16 protein-coding genes, 1 tRNA gene and 2 pseudogenes are annotated in these 24,369 nt (G+C 59.3%); 8 read left to right on the forward strand and 11 right to left on the reverse strand.

Annotated elements, in window-relative coordinates; all coding sequences use genetic code 11:
- Positions 1–11: 11 nt before the first annotated feature.
- Together AC1D02_RS13595 and AC1D02_RS13600 are read left to right on the forward strand one after the other, a co-directional pair.
- Positions 12–1,184, forward strand: a complete 1,173-nt coding sequence (locus tag AC1D02_RS13595; protein ID WP_477317675.1) for an FIST signal transduction protein — start codon at positions 12–14, stop codon at positions 1,182–1,184.
- A 6-nt stretch (positions 1,185–1,190) separates the two neighbouring features.
- Complete coding sequence (locus AC1D02_RS13600) at positions 1,191–2,879, forward strand: hybrid sensor histidine kinase/response regulator (RefSeq protein ID WP_477317677.1); 1,689 nt, start codon at positions 1,191–1,193, stop codon at positions 2,877–2,879.
- Between the two features lie 103 nt (positions 2,880–2,982).
- Here the strand turns inward: AC1D02_RS13600 and AC1D02_RS13605 are convergent.
- From AC1D02_RS13605 to AC1D02_RS13615, 3 genes and pseudogenes are all read right to left on the reverse strand, one after another.
- Positions 2,983–3,069: pseudogene (locus AC1D02_RS13605) on the reverse strand (hypothetical protein); the annotation flags it as partial.
- A 298-nt stretch (positions 3,070–3,367) separates the two neighbouring features.
- Positions 3,368–3,538, reverse strand: a pseudogene (locus tag AC1D02_RS13610) (Arm DNA-binding domain-containing protein); the annotation flags it as partial.
- Positions 3,539–5,111: 1,573 nt separating this feature from the next.
- Complete coding sequence (locus AC1D02_RS13615; RefSeq protein WP_477317679.1) at positions 5,112–6,146, reverse strand: hypothetical protein; 1,035 nt, start codon at positions 6,144–6,146, stop codon at positions 5,112–5,114.
- Between the two features lie 136 nt (positions 6,147–6,282).
- Between AC1D02_RS13615 and AC1D02_RS13620 the strand changes: the two genes are divergently transcribed.
- The 4 genes from AC1D02_RS13620 to AC1D02_RS13635 all read left to right on the forward strand — a co-directional run bounded on the left by AC1D02_RS13620 (position 6,283) and on the right by AC1D02_RS13635 (position 14,794).
- Positions 6,283–6,894, forward strand: a complete 612-nt coding sequence (locus AC1D02_RS13620) for a hypothetical protein (protein ID WP_477317681.1) — start codon at positions 6,283–6,285, stop codon at positions 6,892–6,894.
- A gap of 526 nt (positions 6,895–7,420) precedes the next feature.
- A complete protein-coding gene (locus AC1D02_RS13625) occupies positions 7,421–8,647 on the forward strand; it encodes a Shedu immune nuclease family protein (RefSeq protein WP_477317683.1) in 1,227 nt (408 codons plus the stop codon).
- Positions 8,628–9,458, forward strand: coding sequence for an abortive infection family protein (locus tag AC1D02_RS13630; protein ID WP_477317685.1), 831 nt, complete (start codon positions 8,628–8,630; stop codon positions 9,456–9,458). The genes AC1D02_RS13625 and AC1D02_RS13630 overlap by 20 nt, the downstream gene beginning before the upstream one ends.
- Positions 9,459–9,505: 47 nt before the next feature.
- Positions 9,506–14,794: a sacsin N-terminal ATP-binding-like domain-containing protein gene (locus tag AC1D02_RS13635; RefSeq protein ID WP_477317687.1), complete on the forward strand. Its 5,289-nt coding sequence runs from the start codon at positions 9,506–9,508 to the stop codon at positions 14,792–14,794.
- Between the two features lie 290 nt (positions 14,795–15,084).
- Here the strand turns inward: AC1D02_RS13635 and AC1D02_RS13640 are convergent, their stop codons facing one another.
- From AC1D02_RS13640 to tilS, 5 genes are all read right to left on the reverse strand, one after another.
- The gene (locus AC1D02_RS13640) at positions 15,085–15,621 is read right to left on the reverse strand and encodes a hypothetical protein (protein WP_477317689.1); all 537 of its coding nucleotides are present in this window, start codon (positions 15,619–15,621) and stop codon (positions 15,085–15,087) included.
- Positions 15,622–15,954: 333 nt separating this feature from the next.
- Positions 15,955–17,175, reverse strand: a complete 1,221-nt coding sequence (locus AC1D02_RS13645; RefSeq protein ID WP_477317691.1) for a tyrosine-type recombinase/integrase — start codon at positions 17,173–17,175, stop codon at positions 15,955–15,957.
- Between the two features lie 141 nt (positions 17,176–17,316).
- Positions 17,317–17,409 (reverse strand) — tRNA-Ser (locus AC1D02_RS13650).
- Positions 17,410–17,507: 98 nt separating this feature from the next.
- Entirely contained in the window at positions 17,508–18,755 is a 1,248-nt protein-coding gene (locus AC1D02_RS13655; RefSeq protein ID WP_477317693.1) for an aspartate kinase, read from the reverse strand.
- Positions 18,756–18,876: 121 nt separating this feature from the next.
- The gene (gene tilS, locus AC1D02_RS13660; RefSeq protein ID WP_477317897.1) at positions 18,877–20,193 is read right to left on the reverse strand and encodes a tRNA lysidine(34) synthetase TilS; all 1,317 of its coding nucleotides are present in this window, start codon (positions 20,191–20,193) and stop codon (positions 18,877–18,879) included.
- Here tilS and AC1D02_RS13665 point away from each other — a divergent pair.
- Entirely contained in the window at positions 20,092–20,301 is a 210-nt protein-coding gene (locus AC1D02_RS13665) for a hypothetical protein (protein ID WP_477317906.1), read from the forward strand. The two genes, tilS and AC1D02_RS13665, sit on opposite strands and share 102 nt — an antisense overlap.
- Positions 20,302–20,420: 119 nt before the next feature.
- Here the strand turns inward: AC1D02_RS13665 and AC1D02_RS13670 are convergent, their stop codons facing one another.
- From AC1D02_RS13670 to cysS, 3 genes are read right to left on the reverse strand one after another with little or no spacing between them, the layout of a single operon-like run.
- On the reverse strand, positions 20,421–21,398 hold the full coding sequence (locus AC1D02_RS13670) for an acetyl-CoA carboxylase carboxyltransferase subunit alpha (protein WP_477317695.1): 978 nt from the start codon (positions 21,396–21,398) through the stop codon (positions 20,421–20,423).
- 59 nt (positions 21,399–21,457) lie between these two features.
- On the reverse strand, positions 21,458–22,117 hold the full coding sequence (locus AC1D02_RS13675; RefSeq protein WP_477317899.1) for a DNA-3-methyladenine glycosylase family protein: 660 nt from the start codon (positions 22,115–22,117) through the stop codon (positions 21,458–21,460).
- On the reverse strand, positions 22,117–23,499 hold the full coding sequence (cysS, locus tag AC1D02_RS13680) for a cysteine--tRNA ligase (protein WP_477317697.1): 1,383 nt from the start codon (positions 23,497–23,499) through the stop codon (positions 22,117–22,119). The genes AC1D02_RS13675 and cysS overlap by 1 nt, the downstream gene beginning before the upstream one ends.
- Before the next feature lie 261 nt (positions 23,500–23,760).
- On the opposite strand from cysS, the gene AC1D02_RS13685 reads away from it, so the two are divergent.
- Positions 23,761–24,354, forward strand: a complete 594-nt coding sequence (locus tag AC1D02_RS13685) for a peptidylprolyl isomerase (protein ID WP_477317699.1) — start codon at positions 23,761–23,763, stop codon at positions 24,352–24,354.
- The last annotated feature ends 15 nt before the right edge of the window (positions 24,355–24,369 follow it).

Here is a 24,369-nt window from a genome sequence, read left to right on the forward strand (position 1 = left end):
TAGGCGCCTTTATGTCAATCAACCAGGTGGTAGTGAGCCACACTACGCTGAGTAGCGAATCCGAAGCCGCTAAGTTTCTTGCGGGCGAAGTTCTGACTAAACTCGGCGGCAATAGCCCAGATGTCCTCATTCTGTTCGCTTCGCCTGAATTCGATTACGTTACTCTGCTGGAGGCGATCGAGCAAGGCTGTAGCCCGAAGATCTTGGTCGGCTGTTCCTCTGCCGGGGAATTTTCGGGCTGCAAAGACAACAACGCATCGGTTTCCTTGATGGCAATCCGTAGCGAAGATATCCTGTTCAACGCTGTGCTTGGGACTGGTCTTCGTGGCGCTCCTGCGGCCGCGGTGGACCAGATCATGCCAGTTTTCACCGGGTCCGTACACAGAGATTTTCCGTACCGCTGCGCGCTCGTACTGACCGATGCGCTGGCAGGCTATACCGACGAAATGATTCACGAGCTGACGGTGCGCACGGGCGGAACCTATCAGCTCTTCGGTGGCGGCGCGGCGGACGACGCCCGTTTCCAGAAAACGCACGTTTTCATGGGCACCGCGGCGTACGACGACGCCGTCGTGGTGCTCGAAATGTTGTCGAAGCGCCCGATGGGCCTGGGGGTGCGCCACGGCTGGGAGCCAGCTGGCGCCCCGCTGCGGGTGACCGAAGCGAACGGCAATCAGATCATTAGCCTGAACGCCATGGCCGCCAGCGACGTGTTTGCCGCGCACGCCGAGCAAACAGGCCAAGTATTCGATCCAGAAGACCCGCTGCCGTTCTTCCTGCATAACGTGATCGGGATCGATACGGGCGACGGCTTCAAGCTGCGAGTGCCGCTGTCGCTCAATGAGAATGGTGCGGTAATGTGCGCCGCCGCCGTGCCTGTTGGTGCGACGGTGCGCATGATGGTTGCCAGCGCGCGCTCGGCGCGCGAAGCGGCCAGCCAGGCGTCACGCGCGGCGTTGGACGGCTTGCACGGCGGGCGCCACGCCGGCTCGCTATTGTTCGATTGCGCCGCCACCCGGCTGCGTCTGGGCCGCGCTTTTGGCGAGGAGCTGAAAGCCGTGGCTGACGCCTTGGGTTCCGACAATTTCGCAGGTTGCAATACGTACGGTCAAATCGCACGTGCCGAAGGCCAGTTTTCAGGATTTCACAACTGCACCGCAATCGTTTGCGCCATCCCCGAATAGCGCCCGATGATTTCATATGAGCTGGTGGCCATTTTCACGCAGTTGCAATCTCCGGAGACTCGTGTTGAAGGCGCAGCGAGGTTAGCAGCGTACTTTGGGGTCGCCCGGATTATGCTATTTGGTAAGGACAATGAAATCGGTCTGTTCCTGCCCGCGCAAGGCTTGCCCCAGACCTTGCCCCGAGGCGCTCCATGGAATTCTTTCCTGAGCGACTGCGCGCTGTATGGGACGTCCCGGGGAATCATGCAGGATGAAAACGGAGCGCAAACGAATGCGTTTGGCTTGACCGACGCGCAGGCGCTTGCGGCCATAGTATTTCTCGGCGAGGCCGCCGAACCTGCGGAATTGAGTCAGGTTCGTGCCTTGCTGCCCGCGCTAGGCGCAAAGCTTGCGGTAGAAAGATCAGTCTTGGCAGCGGATGGTCACGCCGAGGCGGCGCGCGAAAGCAGCCGACTAGCCGGCGCGCTTAACAAGGCGCTCGATGTCAATCGGCGCGAACTGCAAGAAGCCTATCAGCGGGTCGAACGCGAGCTTGCATTTCGCAGCATCGCAGAGAGCAAGTTGCGGGAAGCCGACCGGCGCAAGGACGAATTTCTCGCCATGCTGGCACACGAGCTGCGCAATCCACTTGCGCCCATCGGTATGGCGGCCCAGATGCTGAAAATCGGCGCGGTAAGTCCGGCTCGCCTGCAGCAGACCTGCGAGATTATCGACCGGCACGTTTCACACATGACATGCTTGCTCGATGACCTGCTTGACGTCTCGCGCGTTACCGGTGGCTTGGTCGTTCTGTCACAAGATCTGCACGACATGCGCGCCATTGTGAATGATGCGTTGGAACAGGCGCGTCCCTTGATCGACGCGCGAAAGCATGGACTCACGCTAAAGCTGCCCAATTGCGACGCAGCAGTCTACGGCGATGAAACGCGCCTGGTACAAATTGTCGCCAATCTGCTAAATAATTCCGCGAAATATACTTCTCCCGGCGGCGAGATCGTCGTGACTCTGGATCTACATGAGGAAGCAGTCGTGTTGACGGTGCGGGATAATGGTAATGGCATCGATTCGAGCTTGCTTCCTCACGTATTTGGCTTGTTCACGCAAGGAGAGCGCTCGTCCGACCGCAGCCAGGGCGGCCTGGGCCTTGGCTTGGCGCTGGTGCGCAGCTTGGTCGAGCGCCACGGCGGTGCCGTGCAAGGGCGTAGCGCAGGCCGCGGGATGGGCAGTGAATTTGAGGTCACGCTGCCACGCGCACGGCGACAACAGGATCCGGCGAACAACGAATCACTTCCGGGTGATGTCAATGGGGACCCATTGAGCATTATGGTCGTCGACGACAACGAAGATGCGGCGCAAATGTTATCGCTGTTCCTCGAAGCCCATGGGCACCGGGTACGCATCGCGCTACGCGGCGATTCCGCGTTAGCAATGGCAGCTGTCGAAGCCCCGCAATTAATGCTTCTCGATATCGGGCTCCCTGACATGGACGGGTATGAGCTTGCGCGCCGCCTGCGAGCTTTAACCGCTACGCGCGAAAGCACGTACGTCGCCTTAACCGGATACGGTCGGCCGGAAGATCGTGCCTCCTCGCTAGAAGCTGGGTTCGCCCACCACCTGACGAAACCGGTCAATCCCGCCGAACTTATTCAAATAATTGGGTCACTTCCGACTGGATTTGACGCTACCAACCGCTAGCCTGCGGTGCCGTTCGGAACACTCACAGACTGTCACGATCGACAGCAACTGACCGGTTCGAGACGTTCGGCTATCGCCGCGTTTCCCGGACCACCTGTCGAAATTAGTCTTTTATAAGAAATTTTTCATGGTTCTCGCCTGGCCAGCGGGGTTGGCGTCCGCGCCCCGGCCAAGTTTCGCCGTTGGGTCCTCGGTACTTAGCTCCTAGTGAGCCACGACCCCAACTAGTAGCCCCGCCCTTCCTTTACCATCCCATCGAAACCCGCACACAGGGCGGCGCCGAATTCCTAAAGTTGCGCAGCCATCTTTTCACATGGCGTTTCAATCAGTTCGCTGGTTCGGACAAACGTCAGCATCGGCAGTCGACCAGGAATTGGCCTTGAGGTCATGCCATTCCGTGGCGACTTGCCGAAACGTATTTCCCGAGGCCTCCGCGCTTTGCCGTCGCACTTGGTTGCAGAACTGAACAGGATCGCTTCCGTCCATCACTAGGCGGCGCGCCTCCCTGCATTTGCGCCTTGCGTCCGCATGAAGAGTTCAGGGTACGAGCCGAACGCGATCGAAGTTTCCTTGCCGTAGGGCTGCCGGTAGCGATAGCGCCAGAACCAGGATCCAGCCGGAAGGATTTCCAGGTACAAGCCCTGTCTTCCGTATAACTTGAGCGGTTTCGCGCCTTCACGCGCGACTGATCTGCGTGCCGCTCAGCGGTTTTGCTAGCTTTGGCATATCTCCTCCTGCCAAGGAAGCGGGACGATGCAAGGGGCAAAGGCGTACGGCGGGGGTTTTGAGGGTATAAGTTGCAAGTCCCTTCCGGAGCATACCCGCAAAATCGTCGGATCTTCTATGCGCACCAAGGAGCACGCCGGAGAACAAAAAACCCCCGTTCTCACTATGAGAGACGGGGGTTTCAGGACGTTGCGGTACATCAGCGAACGTTAATCTGGCGGAGACGGTGACTGCAGAGCTCTCCTATGAAAATAGACGCCTAAACTGCTCTGTCCCACGCCCTGCCCCATGTTTGCCCAATATCCCCATTTTCGAACTAGGAACCTCGGCCAAAGGACCGCTTCGCAGCGGAAGCGGCCCTTACTAACGGTCGGCAATCGCCCCTTTTCGAAGAATCGCCGGCGTCCGAAAGAGTCGGCTCACCAGGAAAAGGCGACTGCGATGGTGAAGCGGCGCCAGAGTTTAGGGACGTGGGGAGTTTTCGTGTCGGAGTCATCGCCGATTGCGTTAAAGCGTCTCTATTCTTCTGACATCCAGTAGACCTCACCATCGTATTCGTCCTCATCCCAGTCACGGGTTCGCGGGTTCCCAAGACGTTCAACAGACACGAGAGTGCCATCTCCATACATTCGTCGCCCCACTTTCGGGAACTCCACGACCGCGATAACGTGCACCGCTAGCGACGTTTCCTCTTTGTAAGCGCGGACTTCACCATGGACGTCAAATAGCAGGAAATCCGGCACTTCATCTTCCTTGGAATGACAGTGGCTCGACGTAGCCCGGTGGCCATTCGGAAAACCGATTTCGCGTTTGATTCATGAACCCTGGAATCAAAGGAATCTTCGAACGTTAATCGAGCGGCACTATCCATGCCCGACAAGACCGTCAGCCAGAATGGTGTGATACCACTCGGACTAAGTGCCGGGGTGACTTCTCTCCACTGCGTCTCCGTCAGGGGAAGCCCGAGGGCTGTCGCTCGCGCGAGCCCTGCGCCTGCGTCGAAGAGAACGTAGCTCGGCTGCTGATTCAGAATCTCAAGATCCGAAACGCGGAGTGACGCATAGGTTCGATGGCCTAAACACGCAGCTAATAGCTGATGCACCTGGCCTAGCTTGATTTTCGGTGTATGCGTAGAAAGGAGGGAGTGCGCAATGCCACTTCAGCGGGAAAACTGGTCCATGATTGTCTCTCAATGCGCGGGAAACGTTGAGCGTTTAGCGTCTTCTGCGTTGAGAATCATGCGACACGGAAGCAAGCGATAAATTCGAACCAGTTTAAGCCGCTCAAAACTTGGGCTTGGAGCCCAGGCGAGTCACGCCCAACAAGATTCTGCCATTGAAACAAGTGAAATGCAAATCATTACTTGCGTTCAGCTCGCCGCCAGTTGCCTGCGGAAGTGGCCTACTGTTTTTGATGGACTCGCGCGTGCCCCGTTAGCTCCTGACGGCCCATACCGGCCCTATTTTCACAAACATACCCACCAGCGATGTTGGGTATGTCAGATCATCATGACGCGTGAGCCCTGATCTTTTCGAGGACGTCAGTTACGTGCTTCGGATACCCACCGCTGAAGTATTCGAAGGTTAGCGGATTAGCAGTATAGAAGTGGCAGCACAACTCAACCCAGTCTTGCGTTTTCAACGGACCATTGATCTTGAAGACCTTGCTCGATCTAGCCTTGATGTGTGCATGGTTCTTCATCGTCATATTGAAGTCGGCATCCCGTCTTTGAAAATATTCTTCTTCTGTGAAAAGCTGGATCGCACCGTCGAAGTGTCGGAAACAGTTGCGAACGAGATCGAACTCGGCATGCAGATAGCGCGCGGGGAAGTACTGTTCCCCCCCAATCTCAATCCTAATGTCCTCCGTCTTCATTTCTAAGGCCTGAAACGACTTGATACTATCCAACTCACTCCACTTAATGTCTAGACAGTACGCGTCGGCGAAGAAGAAAGAGACATGCCCCAGTTCGAGGTCCAGAGGCGGGCGCAGCTTGACGATCCCGTTTTTGATATTTCGTATGTCTTCGTCGAAGGGAGCGCCATACCAAGTGTCTGCCTCGAAATAGCCAAGCCCGTCGACGTCGATTCGGACCCGGTCCTCGTCGAGGGCAATGTATCGCTCGATGCTGGGCTCTCGGAGCTGCCAGAACAGGTCTATAAACCGCGGAGCCCAGTTGTTGATTGGATGCATTCGACGCCGGTAACAGGGGTGGGCCATCAAGATAAAGTCGGGACCGGTAAAGAATCCTTCGGCAGGGCCAGGAGAAAATCGGCTCGCAATCTCGTCGAATGGCAGCAGTCCGTCGCGCTCGGCCCTTATTGGTCCCAACAGCGTCTTTGCGATGCCCTGTGCCTTGGCGACGATGCCAGTTGTTTGGATGTATTCGAATGAGTCGGCGTTGAGGATAACCCCCTTCGATGCAGCGATATCCGTAAACTTCGCCATCAGATCAGCTGCTTCGGCCAGCCTTTTGCGGGACTCGTTTTCCAGATCCGAGATGTAACGGGCCATCATCTCGTCGAATTTTGGGTCAGCCATTACGGTACTCCAGCAGGTAGAAGAGTCACGCCACTATACAACAGCAGTCGTTGCGACTGAACGACTGCCCGTAAAATGGGCCTCCCCTCTCAATACTATTAAAATTAGAGCTTATCCCGCTAAATTTGGAGATTAAATGCGACCGTCTTTGGCTATCGTTTACGAGACTGGCTTTCCTGCAGATGCATTTGAAGAGTTCTCAGAAACACTGCGGAACGATCACTTGTCCGTACATCTGGAGGAGCGACAACCGCTGGGGCCTTTAGCTGGGGTTGCCTGGATGATGTTTACTGCCGCTTTTGTGTACATTGGAAAGTCGTACTTTGACGGCTTTTTGAAGGAGATTGGTAAGGAGCATTACCAAATCTTGAAGAGTAAATTAGCTGAGCTCACTAAGAAAACGATGGAGATTCCGAGGGTCGAGCCGATCTTGATGAGCACGGCTGGCAAGGTCGAAAAAGACGATCCCTTCTCGATGGCCTTTTCGGTCTACGTCGAGATGCGGGATGGGAGCCGCATTAAGCTGTTAATGCCTAAAAAATCGGATAGCGTGAACTATTCCGCCACCACCGGTGCTTTCCTGGATTTTGTCATGCGATGCTATGATGAGGGAGAATCCGTGCTTGAAGAAGTTGGCGCAAAACCTCCAGGACGTCCTGGCTTCAATCCAATTACCGTTGCCTACAATCCTGACACTGGAAAGATCGAGTTTGCAGACCCGAGGCCCAAACAGTTTAGGCAGGAATAAGCACCGGAGGCCGATTTCCAGTTAACTGATGCTGGATCGATCCGCTCAAAAGCTCGCTCTTCGAAAGCGAACGCCTGCCATTGGCCGAAACCAGTCTATCACTGAGCGTCTGCTATCGACTGCCCAAGGCAGACGGTCGCAACCGCGACCGCTTAGGACGTCTTTTCGGATTCAAACGCCTTGGAGCGGACGCTACAGCTGGACCGGCTCACAGTCAACACCAGCGGTGAGGGTCCATTCATCAGACACGCACTGTAAGCCATGCAGCTCGACGTTGAAGACAAAATCTTGCCAAGTGCAGGACAGGTCGCGGATAGAGTGAAATCCCTGGTTAGTTGACTGCCACTCCCGCATACCCCTACGAGGCCGACATGGTTTGCCAAGGTCTGCAAGGAACGCTTGAAGTCCAGTGCGGAACAACAAATTTAGGAGCAGCAACTCATGAGCAGATTAAAAACATATAATTAACTAATATATATTAAAGTTTTTTCGATTTCGCCGTTTTACGCACGCGTGTGGAGACCTTATGGACGAGGGTGATTACGACTTCAATAAGAGGCCGGACAAGACCTATATAAGCCCCAGCCTTCCAGATTTGGATGGCGGCGGGCGAAGGATTCGCATCGCCACGAAGACTTTCGCCGCCACGACTGAACCGGAATTCGCCACGGTGAAAGGGGAGCTGGTCGTTAGGCACAAAGAAGGCCAGAAGCGCGTCGTCACGGCGAAGTTTTTTGAGGACAACCGCGACGTCAAAGTGTTGAGTCTGCAAGCCTACACGGCGGCGACCGGGTCTGCCCACAAGAACGGGTTTTCCCTCGTTGGACGCGAGATCGCGACATTTTTGGAATTTGCGAAACACATCCAAGAGCATATTTTCAAGCACGACCACCCTGTCAACATCGAAGACGAAGAGTTGCGTCGCTTTATCTTGTCCGAACGCCAGGCCGTTCAGATCCTCGCCGAGTATCCAGAGGCCTTGGCTGAGGCTGTGCGCACACAGGTGACGAAAAAAGACCTTGTCGCGGTCGCTTATCGACGCAAGCAACTTGAGACGTTCGAGCGCCTTTTAAAAGAGTCAGATTACTTTTCGAACCTGAAAACCCGCAAAGGTTGCACTGACGAGGGCCTCTGGCAAAAATTCTTCGAAAAGAACACCTGGATCTTCGGCTATGGATTGGGTTACTTATTTCTTTCATCGCTGGATGACCAAAAACTGGAATCCGCCGTGCAGGGGCATTCGATCGTGTCCCATGGCAAGCGAGCCGACGCCTTGATGAAGACCCGCGGTTTAATTTCAAGCCTCTGCTTCGTCGAGATCAAGATTCACACAACCAAGCTCCTCGCGTCGACGAAGGCTCCGTACCGCGCCGGATGCTGGGCGCCCTCGCCTGAACTGGTCGGAGCCGTCGCCCAAGCTCAAGGGACGGTTCACGCCGCAGTCAAAAACATCGGCGAGAAATATTCGGGATACGACAAGTTCGGGGCACCCACTGGCGAGGCGGCGTTCAATGTACAACCGAGATCTTTCTTGGTAATCGGCAGCTTAGACGAATTCATGGGTGCGAACGGCGTAAACGAGGAGCAGTACAGGTCATTCGAGCTCTACCGCCGCAACACGGCCTGGCCTGAAATCATAACGTTCGACGAACTGTATGAACGGGCGAGCTATATCGTTAACCACGCCGGCGCTTTGGATAGCGAAGTTGTAGACGAAAAAGACGGAGACGGCCATGGCGCTTCCCATCAATGACACGATCGTCGCGGCCGTGGCTCAGCTCATCGACGACTCAAAGTCGAACGGCCAATACCGTGACCCCACCCACTCGGATATCGATTTCTACGTCAATCAGGCCGGCCTTGCGGCATTCGACCCCAAAGGTCAAGGGCAAACTGTCGGGAAAGCCAAGAGGCTTCGCGCGATCTTGCATGAGGCGCTCGAAAAAAATCTGTCCGGCGGACCCACATTGATTGCCTCGATCTTGTCGAAGGTGAAAGCATGTGGCGGTTTTCGAGACAGCTCCCCCAACTTTGTCGGAGCCGAAGCCATCGCGAACGCACAAGCCGCTTTCGACGCGGAAGGTTATGTGCTATCCGTTGACGGAACGATCTGCCCGAAAGTGCTCGATTCGCTTCGAGGCGCGGAGCTCACGGCCGCCTTGCGGGCATATGCCGAACGGGCGCAAAAAGGCTCGCAAGATGCAGCGCTGTTAACGGGTACAGGCAAAGATCTGTTGGAGGCGACTGCGGCGCATGTGCTGCAAACCATTAACGGAAGCTATCCTGCCGGCGCGCATTTTCATCCGTTGCTCGGCATGGCTTTTATGGCCTTGAACTTGGCGGTTCCGGAGATCCCTGAACAACAAGGGGAGTCGCCAATAAAAGGCATGGAGCGAGGCATGTTTACTTCCGCCATCGCCGTCAACCGCTTGCGCAATAAGCAAGGAACCGGACACGGGCGTCCTTTTCTACCTTCGGTGACGGCCGACGAGGCCAAGGCCGCGATCGAGATCATGGGCGCTGTGGCGAGCTACCTGCTTGCAAAACTAGCTGCGAAGCGCTAACGATTGATCCGCGAGTTCAAACGATGAGGCCAGGTATGGAGGAAGCGGTGATACAAATTGACGACGGCTACGCCGAGAATGTGATGCTTACATCTGCGACGCAGTTCACGGCGGCCGCGGCGCTCATTGATAGCGTCACGCGCTCGCAGCTTGAGCACGCTTTAGACGGGCAGCGGCGCAGCCTTAAGGTGTACGAAAGCCTGAGGAGCCTGAATGAGATCATCGGAACGCAGTACGGCGATCGCGTTCTTTTCGAGCTACTGCAGAACGCGCACGACGCGCACGCCGCCGGCGAGCCGGGCGATGTTGCCATCCGCTTGGTAGTCTCTAAGGACGAAACGGGCATACTGCTCGTTGCCAACAAGGGGCGCCCCTTCACACACTCGAACTTTGAGGCGATCCGCAACATCGGAACGAGCGATAAGGAAATAGGCGAAGGGATCGGAAACAAGGGCCTTGGCTTTCGAAGTGTCGAGGCGCTCACTAACGACGTCCATATCTTTTCCGCTGGCGGTCAAATACCGTCTCCCAACTTCAACGGCTACTGCTTCCGGTTCGCATCGACCGGAGAGATTGGGGAGCTCTTGGAAGAGATTGGTGCTTCTCCTGAGGTGGCTGCTAAGGTCGCCGCCGACATTCCACGTTACCTCGTCCCCGTCGCCGTTTTTGAGCAGTCGGACGAAGTGCGCCGCCTCGCCTTGCTTGGATACTCGACGGTTGTCTGCCTGCCATTGGCTTCGTCGCGCGAGGTCGAACTCGCAGAGAAGCAGGTGGCAGCGCTGACCAGCGCGGCCGCGCCAGTCCAGCTCTTTCTCGATCGTCTCGCGTCGCTGGAGGTCTCGGTCGTTCGAGCAGGGGTCGAGGTCAAAAAGACGACGCTGTCCCGCGCAGTCGAACCACTCTTGCGGGACGCGTCGTCGAGTATTCGAATGCAACGCGTCACGCTGAGCGACGGGAGCGCGTTTCTCCTTGTCAGACAGACGATAAATAAGGAGGCCGTGCTCATGGCGGTCGCGAAGAGCATTCCGGCGGCGCCACCACTTAAGCGCTGGCTCAACTGGAAAGGCGACGCTGTCGTTTCGATCGCCGTGTGCCTCGATAAGGCAGTCGAGCCGCGCCTATACAATTTTCTTCCGATGGACGACCACGCAATTTCGCCGATGGCCGGCCACATCGACGCGCCGTTTTTTGCGGACATCGACCGGCGTACCATCAAACCCGAGCTACCGCTGAACAAGTTGCTAATCGAAGTTGCGGCCGACACCGCGGCGAAGGCCTGCTTAGCGATCGTCGACGAGGGTTTGGCCATACCACCTAGCGCAGTTGTCGACATGGCCGCTTGGGGGGGGGCAAGGACGATGACGATCATCGAAGCGTTTAAGGCGCTTGGACGGCCAATCACAGACGCCGCGATTTGGCCTGCTACTTCTAGCGCAAGTGTCAAATGGGCGCCGCTAAGGCAGCTCTACGCATGGCCGGACGTCCGGACCAGGCAGATGACACCGTCACGGCTCGAGTCGATCGCCAATGCCCACATCCTTACCAGCGTGTCCGACGCTCAGCTTTTCCGGATCAGGGCGCTCGCGTCCGTCCTGCTCTTGCCGCTCGATCTGCACGAGGAACTGCTGTGTGAGTGGGTCGAGGCGACGGCGGAGTATCTCTCGTCGAAGAAGAAAAAGGCCGTCGCATCCGCCTGGCGCGACTTCTACCATGACGTGCTCTCGATCTTCGTCGCGGCGAAGCTCGACCTGGCCGCGTTGGCGGGCAAGAAGGTTCTTCTTGGGGAGAACAACAAGCTTCTCGTCGCAACTGCGGACGGACTGGACGACGCCCCCCCCGTGTTTGCGCGTTTGATTGGCACGCGCGGCAAGCGCACCCAGGGGCCTCCCAATCCCCCTTCAGCCATTGCGCGCAAATTTCGGTTCCTGAACCCGCATGTCGAAGTCGCCCAAGACATCATCAACAAATTCGAGAAGGCAGGCCTCCTTCGACACTACGACCCCGTCGAAGCGCTGGGGGCCCTTAAGGGGGCGCTGGAGTTTGCAACGGACCACCAGCGACAGGAAGCCCTGACGTGGGCCTTTCGCGTGTGGATCGCCACAGGAGACAAGTCAGTGGAGACCGCGCTGCGTCAGGCCGATCTGTGTGTGCCTTGCTTGGGCGGGTGGATCCGCGCCGAAGATGCCTTCATGTCCTCGTCTTGGAGCGCCCTCGGACGAACGCTCGAGCAGTATTTCGACGAAGCCGCACCTGTTTCCAAGGACTGCAAGACGCAGCGCAACCGTCTCCTAATCGCCTTCTCACAATGGCCGCGCACGCGCGCGGAAGATAAGCGCGAGGACTGGACCCGGTTCTTGCAGATTCTCAGAGTCGCAGACGGACTAGAACCCATAGCGGCCGACCTGCGTCGTGCGGGCACGCCGAACGGCTACTGGACCCCGTTACTGCACACTGGCAACCCTAATCTAGGGTTCGACAAGACTTGGACTAAGTACGGCTCGACGCACAAGCTACACTACCCTCAGACCGAATACAGCATGCACGAAGAGGCGTGGAGAGTGCCGGGCCAGCTCGAGCATGATTGCCTTCCGAACTCCGCAAAGGAGGCGCTTTCGAACCTGCTGGTCGCATATCTGAAAGCCCACGGGCAAAGGCACTTCGAGTTTCATATTCGGTCGTGGCACGGGCACGAGTCCGTCACTCTTCCGACGCCCTTGTACGTATTCCTACGACATGGCCGGTGGCCGGCGAGCGCTCGCTCCGACGAAGTCATCTTCGCGCAGCCTTGCGACAGCTGGTCCACGACTATGGCACGCCAGCATCCTCCGCGCTTCGTAGCTCGGTTTAAGTCCGAACCCGGCACCCGCGAGGAACTTCCCCAGATCATCTTCGGCCCTAAGATCGGTCTTCGCGACTGGTCTGCCCCGGCTAGTGCGCCCTGCCGGTTAGCGTCGCTCGCTGAGGTGCTCCCAGATCTTTCGGCCGCCGAAAGGCGCGACCTGCGCGACCAAATCCGCCGCGCGTGGACCGACGTCGTAGCGCTTCGCAGTGCGCTGCCTGCATCGCTTCAACTGGTAGTGGAGCGGGCGGGAAGTCTCGAACTTCTGCATGGGCGCGAGCAGGACCCGCCAGTCATCTACGTAACAAACGAGCCTCAGGCCTTCGCCGCCCGCGCCCTGAACGACGCAGGGGAAGCAGTGCTCGACGTGGGGGAGACCGATGCCCCTATGATCTGCGAACTGCTCGAGGCGACCGGCCGCTTTTCTCCGCGGCTAACGGACTCCGGCGAAGTGCAGCTAGTCGTCGACGGCGCTCCGTTCGAGGGGTCGCACGACGCCCCCCCGCTGGTGGCCGGGGAGCTTTCATGGCTCAGCGATGTCGCCGTCCTGGCGCACGAGCACCTTGGCGATCCTCTGGAAACTCGAACGCTGCCCACGGACGAGCTCGACCGCCGGCTTCGCGCGATACGCGTCAGACGCTGCGACGAATTCGCCCTCACCATTTCGGGACGCGAGATACAGGTGCGCGGCAAGGAGCGAGTCCACGCCGTACAACATGCCCGCATTCCGACGCTGCTCGTGAGGACTGACGGTCTCATCGACCTACCGCTACTGCTCGAAGCGTCGCAGGCGCTCACGAAGCTGCTCGGGTCACGGAGAAACACGCTCGAACTGCTGTTGGGCAGGTTGCAGCGCGACGGTTACGTCGGCGGGGCAACGGGGCCGTCCGAGGACATGCTGGCCAGGGCCATTGGCAGAGACGTCAGCGTCGTGCGTGAGCACTTCGCCGCGACGAAGGGGGGTGTGCAGCGCCGCGTTGATGCGGTATTGCCGGCGGTGGCCTTCTTCAAGGACATCGAGGCGGCGGAGCGCCTTCGGGAGAGGCATGCCCAGTTAGGCCCCGCCCTCCAGCTGCGCGCCTGGCTAGTGGATGAACTTCAAGCGGAGTTGGTCGAGCGGTTGCTCGAGGTCGTCGCCGAGACTGAAGACCAGAGGGCGATCTGTGCGCGGCTTGACCTCGACTTCTCCGCCTTCGGCCGCACGCTCGCCGAGCTCGGCTACCCGCCGATGAACGACGAGGCAGACTTCCGCCGCCTCTTCAGCGTATACCTCGCCGAGTCGGCCCCCTTGATACGTGCTCGACTGAGGCGAGCCTTTCTGCCTGTTTGGCAGGCCAATGCGCCGCTCGACGACTACGTGATCTTTCGAACGCTTGAATTTATCAAGTTTGATCCGCAGTGGCTGCTGCAACTGGAGCAGCTCGATCAAGCCCGTGTTGTCGCCCACGCGGATTTAGCGGTGGAGGCAAGGCTCGGGATCGACGACCCCGCCGTCAAACTCGAGGCCTTGGAAGTCGTTACCGCGGCCAACCGAAAGCACGTGACGTCGCGGCACGCGGACCTAACGAATCTCGTACGCGCTTGGTGCCGGAAGAACGGCACCCAGCCACCGACCGACGCGGCCGATGCCCAACAGCTCGTGCGCGAATTGGACCAAGCGGGCCTGTTGGACTTCGAAGGGATTGCGCCGGGCGCCTTGCCGGCACTACTGCGGCGCGCCGGCTGGTGGCCGGCGAACATGCCAACCACCGAAGCCCTGGATGACCTTGACCTAACGGCGGAGGACTTGAAACACGAGGAGCAAGAGGCTCGCGAACTCAGGCTGAAGGTCGAGGTGACGCGCCGCAGCATCCTTTTTGCCGGACGCTCGCTGGACACCGGGAGCCCTAAGTTCATCCTGGAGTTCGAGAACCTCGCGGACGCGGCTATCGCCCAAAGCGACGAGTGGTTCACCCACAGTCGCGTCGCTCGTCTGCTTCAGCAGCAGGAAGCAGGCAAACCGCGGTTGGGATCCAGCGGTGGCGGTGGGGGCAAGGGCGGAAACTGGCGAAACCAACCGTCCGACGCAACCCGGACGGCGATGGGCATGGCGAGCGAGTGGCTGGTGTGGAAGCTGCTCTTCCGCCGCCATCCGAAGGAGATGTCGGACGAGTGCTGGGTGTCCTCAAACCGCGAAAAGTTCTGTACCGGCCCTGCAGGCGACGACTCATTGGGCTACGACTTTAGGGTCGTGACCGCCCGCCACGAATATCTCTACGAGGTCAAGTCGGCGCTTGATGCAGGCGGCGAGTTCGAACTAACGGCCCGAGAACTTGAAGTCGCCGGCAGTGCAAGAGAGGACAGAAAGCGCAGGTATCGCATCCTGTACGTGCCATTCGTGTTCGACCCGACCCGCTGGATGGTGATGACCCTGCCGAACCCGGCCGGCACCAAAACGCGCGACCAGTTTCGTGTCGTGCGAAGCGGCTCCGTTCGGTACCGCTTTGAGCAGCGCTAGAGCCAGCGCTGCGGTGGACACGTCCTGCATAGTGGGCTTCCATTGACCCGGCGCCGAAAGCGCAAGCCAAATGATCGAGTGACGATCATTCCTGGCCCACCGACCTGCTAGACGTGGGCGTCGAAATCTGGAGCGTCGCGTGGCTGTATCTGCGCTTGTGAAATCGATGCAGCGTACGAAGAAAAGGCGAGTGCGTCGTCAAACTTTAATATCGAGTTGGGCCTCGCTGAGTCGTAAACAAACTACAGATGCGCGACATAATGCCGACCCACGATAACTTCCGCCGCGCTTCAAATCGCACGCCACCGCGCGGAGTTCCTTGTGATTACGGCCGCAACATATTCGGCATGTCGCAACACGGCAGTGCGAAGTGCTTCGATGATGTCAGCACCACCAGCTCTGGTGATTGACACGCCAGCGTTCGCCGCGCGCGCCAGCTGATTCAAGTTGCGTCCGATCGCGAGCATTTGCAGATTAGAACGCGCAAGCATCTCAAATTCCCGCTGTCCCAGTTGCGGGTTACCGGAAAGCCGGGCGTTGATCAAGGCGACGATCCATCGAGTCAACGAAAAGCCCTCACGATGAGCTATCTCACTCGCTGTCGCGACCTCCCCTTTCGTGAGTCGCAGCTCAACGCGCACTTTCTTCGAAACCAAGTCCTGGGCCACTGGTTGCTCCGCCGTTATGCCTCCGCGCGTGAGCTTAGCAACGATTTGACGAAACGCCGCGCTGGGTGTGACGCGGTGCGCCTTGCAATAATCCAGCCACGCCTGCTTATAGTTCTGTAGATCGATGTTGATGCGGTTGGGGCGCTGGGTTGAGTTCATGATGGTCTTGAGATGGGCGCGGTGAACGATGCGTCAATCATGGTAAAACGCGCATGGAGCACGTTGACCGGCGCCAGCCTATCCTGCATTAGTGGCGACTCACCGTTTTTCTTTAAAATTTAAAGGGCCCGCGCTCAAACAGTCACCCCAACGCCAAGAACAGCACCAGCAAACGCTAACACGCGCGCGATGCTTTCGTCGGGCCACGGAGTTGGCCGCAAGCGGCCAAGGCCTACCGGCCCGGCTCCTACCGCCGAACTTCGCCTGCGGCGAAGACCGCGACATCGCGCTCCATTGCACTATCGCTTCGCATGCGTTCTGCCGTCTTCAACACTAGGAATCCACCTCGACGGCGTGGCTGATTTTCGACGTGCAGAAATCTGCCCAGGCCTGCATCAGGAGGATCCGCTTATCAAGCAAATCGCCACGGCGGTATGCGGCCTCGACTCGATCAGGGAGACTATGCGCGAGCGCGTGCTCGCAGACCTCGCGAGGGAACGAATTGCCTGCAGCCTCCGCGGACCAGTCTCTGAAAGTCGAGCGAAATCCATGGACCGTGATATCTCCCCGCGCCATACGCCGAAGCACGCCGGTCAAACTCATGTCCGATAGTTGTGCGTTGCGGCCCTTGCCCGGAAAAACTGTCTCGCCTTCGTGAGGCAATTCACGAAGTACCGTGATGGCAGCGGAAGACAAAGGAACGCGATGCTCCTTACCTGCCTTCATGCGTGCAGCGGGGATCGTCCACAGCTTCGCTTCAAGGTCGATCTCGGACCAGGCGGCGCCGCGTACTTCGCCAGACCGGCAGGCTGTAAGGATCGCGAACTGTGTAGCGCGTGCGGCCACGCCTTCTCGCTTGACCAATTGCGCCATGAAATCGGGAAGCTCAGGCCAAGGGAGCGCCGGCCGGTTTTGGACTGGAGATATCTTGCGAGGTTGCGCAAGCAGGTGATCAAGGTGACCTCGCCATCGGGCCGGGTTTTCGCCGTGGCGGTATTTGCTGACGGTGGCCCAATCCAAAATGGTCTCAATCCTTCCACGCAGTCGCGTCGCGGTTTCCGTCTTGGTGTTCCAAAGTGGTTGCAGTACCCTAACCACAAGATCGGTATCGACTTCGCCGACCGGTGTGCTGCCAAAGATTGGTGACGCGTAAGTTGCGATGGTGGCTTCCCATTGCGCGGCGTGCTTCTCGCTTTTCCAAGCGCCGCGATGGGACTTGATATAGGCCGCGGCGCACTGGTCGAACGTTTTCGTCCGGGCAAGGCTGAGAGACTCCTTAGTGCGGGATGCTTTGCGCGCAACGATCGGATCTTGCCCTTCGGTCAGCAACCGGCGGCACTGTAGCGCTTTCTCTCGGGCCATTGCCAGGCTGATTGTATGCACCGCCCCCAATCCCATCTCGCGCCGCTTCTTATCGAGCGCGAATCGGAACACCCAGCTTTTCGAACCGGTCTTGGAAATGCGCAACAGCAAGCCGCCGCCGTCGCCGTAGTATCCGGGCGAGCTCAGCTTGTTGACCGATATGGCGGAGAGTTTGTTGATGCTGCGGGCCATGATCGCCGTCCCATGTTTCGTCCCACCACCGATGGTGGGATTCTGGCGAACAGTGTAGGACGCCGGCGAACGACCTTTTTTGATTTTTCCCTATGAAGAGGCGAAAAAAAAGCTCCCGGGGGGAGCTTTCTTTCTGCAACTTGGCGGAGACGGTGGGATTCGAACCCACGATACAGGTATAAGCCGTATGCATCCTTAGCAGGGATGTGCCTTCGGCCACTCGGCCACGTCTCCTTTCCCATCCAGTCAAACTTCACCAGATCAGAAGTCCGCAATGGTACCGGTTGAGACCGGGTTTGGTCAATGGAACCGGCCCACTTTTTCGAAAAAAGTTACTCTTTTTCCAGATCGAAGGCCTTGTGCAGCGCGCGCACCGCCAACTCCATGTATTTTTCGTCGATCAGCACCGAAATCTTGATCTCGGAGGTCGAGATCATCAGGATGTTGATGCCCTCTTCCGACAGCGTGCGGAACATCTGCGACGCCACGCCGACGTGGCTGCGCATGCCCACGCCCACCACCGACACCTTCGACACCTTGGCGTCGCCCGTCACGCTGGCCGCGCCGATGTCATTCTTCACGCCTTCCAGCACGCCCATGGCTTTCTGGTACTCGCCGCGCGAGACGGTGAAGGTGAAGTCGGTCTTGCCGTCCACCGATTGGTTCTGGATGATCATGTCGACTTCGATGTTGGCATCGGCGACCGGTCCCAGGATGTGGTACGCCACGCCCGGCTTGTCGGGCACGCCCAGGATCGTGATCTTGGCTTCATCGCGGTTGAACGCGATGCCGGAAATGACGGCTTGTTCCATATTTGTATCTTCCTCAAACGAAATCAGGGTGCCCGAGTTGGCTTCTTCTTCAAGCGGCATCAGGGGATCGGTCAGCGACGACAGCACGCGCGTCGGCACGCGGTAATTGCCAGCGAATTCGACCGAACGGCTTTGCAGGACTTTCGATCCCAGCGAGGCCATTTCCAGCATCTCTTCGAACGTCACCGTCTTCAGGCGGCGCGCTTCCGACACTACGCGCGGATCGGTCGTGTACACGCCGTCAACGTCTGTGTAAATCAGGCATTCGTCGGCCTTCATCGCGGCGGCGATCGCCACGGCGGAGGTGTCCGAGCCGCCGCGGCCCAAGGTCGAGATGTTGCCGTCGTCGTCCACGCCCTGGAAGCCGGTGATGATGACGATCTTGCCCGAATCGAGGTCGGCGCGCACCTTGGCGTCGTCGATCGACTGGATGCGCGCCTTGGTGAACGAGGAGTCGGTCTTGATCGCCACCTGCCAGCCGGCGTACGACACCGCGTCCTTGCCGATCGCCAGCAGCGCCATCGCCAGCAGGCCCACCGACACCTGTTCGCCGGTCGAGCAGATCATGTCCAGCTCGCGCGGATCGGGCTGGCCCATGATTTCCTTGGCGAGGCCGATCAGGCGGTTGGTTTCGCCGGACATCGCCGACGGCACCACGACAATCTTGTGGCCGGCGTCGTGCCACTTGGCGACCCGGGCCGCGACATTCTTGATGCGCTCCGTCGATCCCATCGACGTACCGCCGTATTTGTGGACAATTAAAGCCATATGGACGCTGTTTCCGCTCTGAGATGAATAAAAAAAGAGGGCTTTACTCTACATGCCGCGATGTAAAAGAACAAGCCAAAACCTATACCTTATTGGTATATGGTAATGCGGTTTTCGAATGTTAGCTGGAGAGGTCGCTTTTCCAGCGGAAGGCGATGCCGGCGCCGGCCGCAAGATGATGGCAGTCCATGCCGATGCCGGCGGCGAACAGCAAATCCTTGCCGGCGCTGACGACCGGCAGCCGCGGACGCTCCCACGCCGGCACGTCGCAGGCCTGGTAGTGATATTTCAGGCTGCGCGTCGGACGGTTTTCCGCCAGCTTGAGCTTTTCGCCGCCCTTGCGGAAGTCGATCGTCAAGGCCTGGGCGCGCAGCCACGCCGGATCGACGCCCTGCTCCGCCTCATCGAAATACAGCGTGCCGCCGTAGTCGGGAAACGCGATCTCGCTTTCGCCCTGCCAGCGGAACGCTTGCGCGTGACGCACGATCACGCCCTCGTCGTCGGGGTCGCGCATGCCGGCGAGGTCGTTCAGCTTCGGGGTGATGTGCAGGCGGTCGCGGTGGCGCCGGATGTGGCAGTCGGGGTGCGTGACGAGCAATTGCGCGTCCGGCCGCGCCTCGACCAGCTGGGTCACCATTTCGGCCAGCCGGGCGGTCGACGGCATGCGCAGGCCGCGCGTATGGAACCAGTGGCGCAGCAGGTTCTGCACGCGGTCGATGCTCATCGCACGCAGCTTGGCGACGTCGACGGTGTCGTCGATCAGGCAGCCGGCCAGGTCTTGCGCCGCCAGCTCGGTCAGCATACGTTGGGCCGACTGCGCGTGCGCGGCGCTGCGCGCGAAGCGTTCCTGGAAGCCGGGGAAAGCCTGCGCCAGCGCCGGCATCACCTGCAGGCGCAAGGCGTTGCGGGCGTAGCGCGGGTCGGTGTTCGATTCGTCGTCGATGTGGGCGATGCCGTACGCTTTCACGTACGCGTCGAGCGCCTCGCGCGACACCGGCAGTAACGGCCGCGCCATCACCAGATCGGGATTGTCGAGCAGCTCGGGCGCGCTGTTGGCCGCGTCCATGCCGGACAGGCCCGCGGTGCCCGAGCCGCGCAGCAATTGCAGCAGCACGGTTTCGGCCTGGTCATCCAGATGATGGGCGGTGAGCATCAGCTGCACGCCGTGCTGCGCGCACATGGCGCCGAGCGCGGCGTAGCGCAGCTTGCGGGCAGCCGCTTCGACGCCGGTCTTGCCTTTGGCGAGCGTGACGTGACGTTGGTCGAAGGTCACGCAGAGCGCGGCGCAGCTATCGCGGCAATGCGCCAGCCAGGCGTCTGCGTTCGGGCTCAGGCCGTGATGGACATGGAAGGCGAACAGCGCAAGGCCGTGCTCGCGCGCGTAGGCGTGCGCGAGGTGCAGCAGCGCGGAGGAATCCAGGCCGCCGCTGAGGGCAATTGCAATTGCCCGTCGCTCCTGCGGTGCGACTTCCAGCGCAGGCTGGAACCCATGCTGAGCCTGAGCAAAGTCAGCATGGGTTCCTGCCTTCGCGGGAACGACATCTGAAGCGCCAGTAGCTTTCTCGGTGGATGGGGTTCCTGCCTGCGAGGGAACGACAGCCGAACCGCGCAGGGCGTCAAGCGCCCGCGCGAACGTGTCCGGGAGACTCCCGGCTTGCTGCCGGCTCACTCTTCTGCCGGCGTGGTTTCTTTGAATTTACCGTAGCTCATCAGCTTCTGATGACGCGCTTCCAGCAAGTCCTTGGTCTTCATGCCCTGGAACTGGCGCAGCGAGTCGGCCAGCGCGCGCTTGAGCATGACGGCCATCGCCTTCGGATCGCGATGCGCGCCACCCAGCGGTTCGTTGATGATCTTGTCGATCAGTCCCATCGCCTTCAGGCGGTGCGCGGTCAGGCCCAGTGCGTCGGCGGCGTCGGAAGCGCGCTCGGCCGATTTCCACAGGATCGAAGCGCAGCCTTCCGGCGAAATCACCGAGTAGGTCGAGTATTGCAGCATCAGCACCGCGTCGCCGACGGCAATCGCCAGCGCGCCGCCGGAGCCGCCTTCGCCGATGATGGTGGCGATCAGCGGCACTTTGAGTTCCGCCATCACGTACAGGTTGTGGCCGATCGCTTCCGACTGGCCGCGCTCTTCGGCGTCGATGCCCGGGAACGCGCCTGGGGTGTCGACGAAGGTGAAGATCGGCAGGCCGAACTTCTCGGCCAGTTTCATCAGGCGCATCGCCTTGCGGTAACCTTCCGGCTTCGGCATGCCGAAGTTGCGCATCGCGCGCTCTTTGGTGTCGCGGCCCTTCTGGTGGCCGATGACCATGCAGGACTGGCCGTTGAAGCGGGCCAGGCCGCCGACGATCGACAAGTCGTCTGCATACGAGCGGTCGCCATGCAGTTCGTGGAAATCGGTGAAGATTTCGTTGACGTAGTCCATCGTGTACGGACGCTGCGGGTGGCGCGCGATCTGCGACACTTGCCATGGCGTCAGCTTGGCGTAGATGTCCTTGGTCAGCTGCTGGCTCTTCTTGTCCAGGCGGTCGATCTCTTCGGAGATGTCGACGGCCGAATCGTCTTGCACGAAGCGCAGCTCTTCAATTTTGGAATCGAGCTCGGCAATAGGCTGCTCAAAATTGAGGAAAGTTGTTTTAATCATTGGTCCTCCGAAATTATTATGCTGACCACGCGGGATCCTCAGCGCGGCCGATACAAGCGCTATTCTACCGGAACCGGATCGAGACTACGCCATAAATACCACGTGGCGACGGTGCGCCAGGGCTCCCAGTTGGCCGACACCTCGCGCGCATCGCTGCGCGAGACTGGTTCACCGGAGAAATAGTTGTGGCTGATGCCGCCGATCAGGCCGGGATCGTCGAGCGGCAGCACGTTCGGCCGCAGCAGGTTAAAGATCAGGAACATTTCGGCCGTCCAGCGCGTGATGCCGCGAATCTGCACCAGTTCGGCGATGACGGCTTCGTCGGCCATCTCCGCCCATTGGTTCGCATGCACCCGCTTGGCCTTGAAATGGTCCGCCAGGTCAAGGATGTATTCGGTCTTGCGCTTGGACAGGCCGCAGGCGGACAGCTCGGCGGCGCCGGCCTTGAGCACCTGCGCCGGCGTGATCTTCGGGCAAACGATCATCAGTTTGGCCCAGGCGGCGTCGGCCGCCTTGTTGGTCACCTGCTGGCCGACCACCGAGCGCGCCAAGGTCGTGAACGGATCCGGATGGCCGACCAGGTGCAGGTCGCCAAACTGCGGGATCAGCTTTTTCATGATGCGGTCGCGCTTCATCAGTTCGATCTTCGCCTCTTCCCAGTAGGAAGGGACTTCGATGACCAATGAGGTGGTGCCCACAGCGTCCTTGTTCAGCGCCATCATGCCCGGCGCCAGTTGGTGGAGCCGTCGGGCTTGTCTTCGAGGACGATCCCGGTTGCCAGCAGTTCGGCGCGGATCTTGTCCGATTCGGCGAAGTTGCGGGCCTTCTTGGCCTCGATCCGGCGCGCGATGGCCTCTTCGATGGCGGCATCGCCCTCGCCTGCGCCGCCCTGCAGGTATTCCTGCGGGCTGCGGCCCAGTAAACCGATTACATCGGCCAGCGCGCGGTACTGGCGTGCCAGCTGCGGCGACTTGGTGCGATTGAGCTCATTGGCCATCTCGAACAGCACGGCTACCGCGATCGGCGTGTTGAAGTCGTCGTTCATCGCGTCGGCGAAGCGCACCGCGTACGGCTCGGTCCAGTCGACCGTGCCGGCGGCGCCGGCGTCGATGCCTTCGAGCGCCGTGTACAGGCGGTTCAGCGCGCCCTTGGCGTCGTCCAGGTGCGCATCCGAGTAATTGAGCGGGCTGCGGTAGTGGGCGCGCAGGATGAAGAAGCGCACCACTTCGGCGTCGTACTTTTTCAGCACGTCGCGGATCGTGAAGAAATTGCCCAGCGACTTGGACATCTTCTCGTTATCGACGCGCACGAAGCCGTTGTGCATCCAGTAGTTGACCATCGGCTGGCCGAACGCGCCTTCCGACTGGGCGATCTCGTTCTCGTGGTGCGGGAACTGCAGGTCGGCGCCGCCGCCGTGGATATCGAAATGCTCGCCGAGGTTGGCGCACGACATCGCCGAGCACTCGATGTGCCAGCCCGGGCGGCCGCTGCCCCACTTCGAAGGCCACTTCACTTCGTCGGGCTCGGACTCCTTGGACGCCTTCCACAGCACGAAGTCGAGCGCGTCGCGCTTGCCGGTGTTGACGTCGACGCGCTCGCCGGCGCGCAGGTCGTCGAGCGACTTGCCCGACAGCTTGCCGTAGCCGGGAAAATTGCGCACCGCGTAATTGACGTCGCCGTCGTCCGACTTGTAGGCCAGGCCTTTTTTCTCGAGCAGCTCAATGATGCCCAGCATCTGCGGCACATAGGCGGTCGCGTGCGGCACCACGGTCGGCGCCAGGATGCCCAGCGCCGTCGTGTCTTCGTCCATGTATTTTTCGAAGCGCGATGTCAGCTGCGAGATCGACTCGCCGTTTTCCACGGCGCGCTTGATGATCTTGTCGTCGATGTCGGTGATGTTGCGCACGTAGGCGACGTCGTAGCCGGACGCGGTCAGCCAGCGGAACACCACGTCGAACGCCATCATCATGCGCGCGTGGCCGATGTGACAGTAATCGTAGATCGTCATCCCGCAAACATACATGCCGACTTTGCCGGCAACGATCGGTACGAATTCCTGCTTGTCACGCGCCAGCGTGTTGTAAATCTTAAGTTGGCTCATCGGACTCTTGCTTCATCTTAGCGAGTACGACGTTCGGACAATACCGCGACCAGGCGCAAATGCCGCAAGGGCACGCACCGGAAAACCGGTAATTATTCGATATCGTCGGAACCCGCTGTATTGTTCTTCTTTGATAGAATGGACGTTCTGCGCCAAAGTATAGCATTGATAAAAACCCCACTGGCCGCATATGGGACAGGTTTATTTTTCAGCAAAAGGCTTGACAGCACTTTGCGCGAACTCCACCTACTGAAAGCTACCATGCAAGAATCGACTTCCCTGTTCCGCCCATTACTGACGCGCTTCCTGACCGTTTTCTTCGGCCTGTCCTTCGGCACCGCCGTCATCGCGGCCGAGATGCCGCAGGTCTCGCTGAAGACCTCGATGGGCGAAATCGTCCTCGAACTGGACCAGGAAGCGGCGCCGAAAACGGTCGCCAATTTCCTCCAGTACGTCAAGAGCGGGCATTATAAAGGCACGATTTTCCACCGCGTGATCGACGGCTTCATGATCCAGGGCGGTGGCATGGACAAGAACCTGGTCACCAAAAAAACCAAGCCGCCGGTGAAGAACGAAGCGAATAACGGCCTGAAAAACGTGCCCTACTCGATCGCCATGGCGCGCACCGGCGACCCCAATTCGGCCACCTCGCAGTTTTTCATCAATGTCGCCGCCAATGAGGCGCTCGATTACCCGGGCCGCGACGGCTTCGGCTACACCGTATTCGGCAAAGTCCTGTCGGGCCAGGAAGTGGTCGACAAGATCAAGGGCGTCGTCGTCGACGACGTCAAGGGCCAGCAGAACGTGCCGGTGGTGCCGATCGTGATTCAGTCGGCATCGGTCGTGAAACGGTAAAATACTGGATGCTCA

This window comes from Massilia sp. P1_C10 (assembly GCF_056406475.1).